2 protein-coding genes and 1 pseudogene are annotated in these 3,331 nt (G+C 56.6%); all 3 read left to right on the top strand.

The features are described from left to right. Positions 1-924 precede the first annotated feature (924 nt). Positions 925-1,071, top strand: a complete 147-nt coding sequence (locus AC629_RS47435) for a hypothetical protein (RefSeq protein ID WP_167561335.1) — start codon at positions 925-927, stop codon at positions 1,069-1,071. A 554-nt stretch (positions 1,072-1,625) separates the two neighbouring features. After that, on the top strand, positions 1,626-1,790 hold the full coding sequence (locus AC629_RS50365) for a biotin carboxylase N-terminal domain-containing protein (RefSeq protein ID WP_245330605.1): 165 nt from the start codon (positions 1,626-1,628) through the stop codon (positions 1,788-1,790). Between the two features lie 599 nt (positions 1,791-2,389). Next, positions 2,390-2,598: pseudogene (locus AC629_RS49540) on the top strand (M20 family peptidase); the annotation flags it as partial. Between the last annotated feature and the right edge of the window lie 733 nt (positions 2,599-3,331).

Below are 3,331 nucleotides of genomic sequence, written 5' to 3'. Positions count from 1 at the left end.
CAAATCGTCGCTTGCAGCATCGACTGCAGGCCGCTTAAACTCTAACCCCTGATGAGCCAGAGCCCCCCTTCGCAGCCCGCCTAATCAGTCTCAAATCATCTGACGACGAACAGTATGGAGCGCATGTGGGATTGGTTTCTCCTTTGTGATCACCTATGCGACTCCGACCGGCCCCGGCTTTCACGGACGTGGTGGCTATGTGGCGTCGTGGCGGCCACTTGACGACAGCCGTGCCGCCATAAGAATCGGTGGCTCGCCCTTCAGAACGTTCGCCAAGACTGAGGGAGCTTGCAACAAGATGATGGAATATCTGATGCAGGAGAACTGATGTGATCGGAGGCTGAACGCCAACTGAGTCGTACGTTGTGAGCGCGCCTGCCAGGTAGCCTGGGTCGCCACAGCTTGCGAGACTTGGCGGTCGAGGAGATACCTTCCGCCGTTGTTTCACCACCCGGCTTGTCGCTAAGTGGGGTTGACGGTCAAGTTGATTTCTAGTTCGTAAGGATCTTGCAAAGCGCAGCCTCACCGCTGCGACGATATTCTGTTCAACATCGTAGCATCGATTGGGGGCTCTTGCGCGCACAGCTCCTTGGACATTGAGAGCTTACAACGCGTCAGCATGCTCCTGCTGGAGAGGGGTGCACTTGTCCCACCAGTAATGTCCGGCTCACGACGTCGATGTAGAGAACCCGACAACGGCTTTCGCCAGACCACTCCCTGGCCGTCTCGCAAAGCACGCTATATCCTATCCTCGGCAGCGCTCAGAACGCTTTCTTTCGCGGCATGCCGATTGCAGAGGTGAGCATGATCACCGACGCGACATGGCTTCGGTGACTTCAACCTTGCCGTGATCCGAGCCATAGCTCTTCACCGGCGCGGCACGAACATCTGCATATCGACAACCGGCGCACATCGAACAACCAAATGATCGAACTGGACAACGCTTATCGCAGATCAACACTCAATGCTTCGCAGCCGAAGATAGCCTGGAACTTCTGGCCGCTTGCGGCGCTTCTTCTCAATGCGCTTCTCTGGGCTGGGATCTGCTGGACGATCGCGCCGCTCCTATAATCGATAATCAGTAAATGGCGCGCCATACTCGCTTTGCGCAAGCAACACTGCTACCGAAACGTACGGACCTGGGAGAGGATATCGTGACGCGCACACAACGAACGCACTGGTCTTTGCTTCCCAAAATCAACTTCTGTGCTGTAGTTCTTATTGTCGCAACGGCATCTCTGTGCCTCGAATCGGCTGGTGCGCGAGATCAGCCGCCGACAGACGCGGAGAAAGACGCCTGCATCCAGGACGTGTTTCGCCTATGTAGCGACTACATCCCGGATCCCATCGCCATCACTGCGTGTCTCAGAGCCAAGCAGGCGAACTTGAGTCCTCAATGTCGCTACATGATTTCCATTCGCGACACGGCCAAAAACGGTTCGAAGTGAGGTACGACGGACCATCCTGCCCCTTCGATCGTCGCCCGCGCCGCGCCCAGCGAGCCAACAATTGCGCCGTGGATGGTCGATTCACGGTCGACAGATAAGCTTGCGGAGCTATCGAAAGCGGGCCAACCCGCTCCAAGTGACGGAGATTTCGTTTGAGTTGCTTGTTTGGATAGACGAATGCACAAACTGCCTTTCGATACAGTCCTTATCGCCAACAGAGGCGAGATCGCCGCCCGCATCATCACGACATTGCGGAAGCTGGGCACCTTCTGCAGTTGTCTACCACGAGGTCGATGCGCGAAGCCCGGCAGTCTCCATGGCCGACACAGCGATTCCTATTAGCGGTCGCACGCCGATCGCGGCCTGGCCTCGGATCGCGAAGACTAGGACGAAGCAGCTTGCCCAGATAATCAACGCAAAGGCCGTGGCTGAGGCTTAGGCTCTCACTTTTGTGTGCACGCAGGGGTGCCAAAAGATAAGTAGTGATGTCCCCACCAATGATTGAAGCACTCGCATCTATGGCAAAGATAGAACGCATCATTCGGAAATTCCGGGAAATGATCGATAAAGACAACTCCATCCCCCCAGCGGAGTACGTTGCACACAACACTCGATAAGCATCCCTCGGTGCAAAGAAGCAGATTCTTGACAATTTTGGAACCCACTAGGTGCTGTCTTGCCGTTAACCGCAGAGAGCTGCCGACATGATTCCAAAACTCGGAGGCGGCGCCGTCTTCGGGCCCGGTGGTGCGGATGGCTCACGCGTATTATACTGATGGCGACGACGAGAGCATGAGCCACGACCCAGTCCTGCGCGAACGTCTTCATGCCCGGAAGCCCAGAATCGTAGGGATAACGTCCCTGGAAAATCGCTCGGCTTTTCAAGGCCGAAGTGCGCAAGTACTATCTGGATGATATCGCCGCAGCGAGAATGGAAGTGAGACGCCAGAGCTGCGCGCTTCGATCACGCCAAACCCCTTGCCGCCTGGCTCGGCTTCGATTTTCTCGACGTCTTCACCGGCGGCGTTTCCGACCGAGTTTACCGCGCCGTACCGCAAGACTCGATGGCCTCGGCGTCGACGGCAGGGGCGCGCATACGCACTATGAGCAGCTCTGCCTTTCGTTAGTTGAACCGCGTGGGCGGCTATAGCATCGGCCCTACCAGACGCTGCGGTGATTGCTGCGCGACGCGATATCTGCCATTGCCATTTGCCGCCGCGGCGCGCTCGCGCATTCGCGCGGCTCGTTCTTAAGGGCATGCGCCGCAGCGAGCGTGCATCTCGTGATTCGCGTTGGCTGGACAAAGGGCACGCTATCGCGTGAGCGTCGATTGCTGAGGAAGTGGCACTATGTATTTCTCCATGCCGGCGACTAATTAATGTTGGCACTGCGAGCTCTTCCACTTTTCCTATCGTCGTTGCCTGGTGAGCACCGGAACAATTGATCCAGCGACAAGTCCAAGGGGCTTGAATCGCCCGTAATGTTAAATTGTACGATCTCAAGGTACACCAGCCTCGGGCTGGTCGAGATAAGGATTGCGAATGTTCGAGCGTGTCAGAGTCGCACCGCACCGGTTTTATCTCGATTATCGCGACAGTGCCGTTTGCGGGTTGTCCTGATGCGCTCGAGAATCTATGGTCGGCACCCTGCGCCTTCTCTGATCCACATCGCTGGAGAGCTGGTCAATTCAGAAGACGTCAACGTCATCCCTACCGCGCTATGCGGCTCCCCTATTGCAGATTGGAAACCGAGTTCCTCCTGTTCGCCGTCAGAGCCCTTGAGACAAATTGAGGGACTTCACGAAGGGAGGATTTCTGGTTCATCGTAGCCGCAAGGAGCGAAGATGAAGCAGAAATCCGGACCGGGCAAAGCGCCGGCAGAAC

Origin of the sequence: Bradyrhizobium sp. NAS80.1, from assembly GCF_001908205.1 — a bacterium.
In the GTDB taxonomy this organism is placed as follows: domain Bacteria; phylum Pseudomonadota; class Alphaproteobacteria; order Rhizobiales; family Xanthobacteraceae; genus Bradyrhizobium.
This window is presented reverse-complemented; position numbering and strand designations above follow the sequence as displayed.

Excerpts from the sequence above, each read along its gene's own strand:
- AC629_RS50365 (WP_245330605.1), top strand. The coding sequence starts at position 1,626 with ATGCACAAACTGCCTTTCGATACAGTCCTTATCGCCAACAGAGGCGAG.
- AC629_RS47435 (WP_167561335.1), top strand. The coding sequence starts at position 925 with ATGATCGAACTGGACAACGCTTATCGCAGATCAACACTCAATGCTTCG.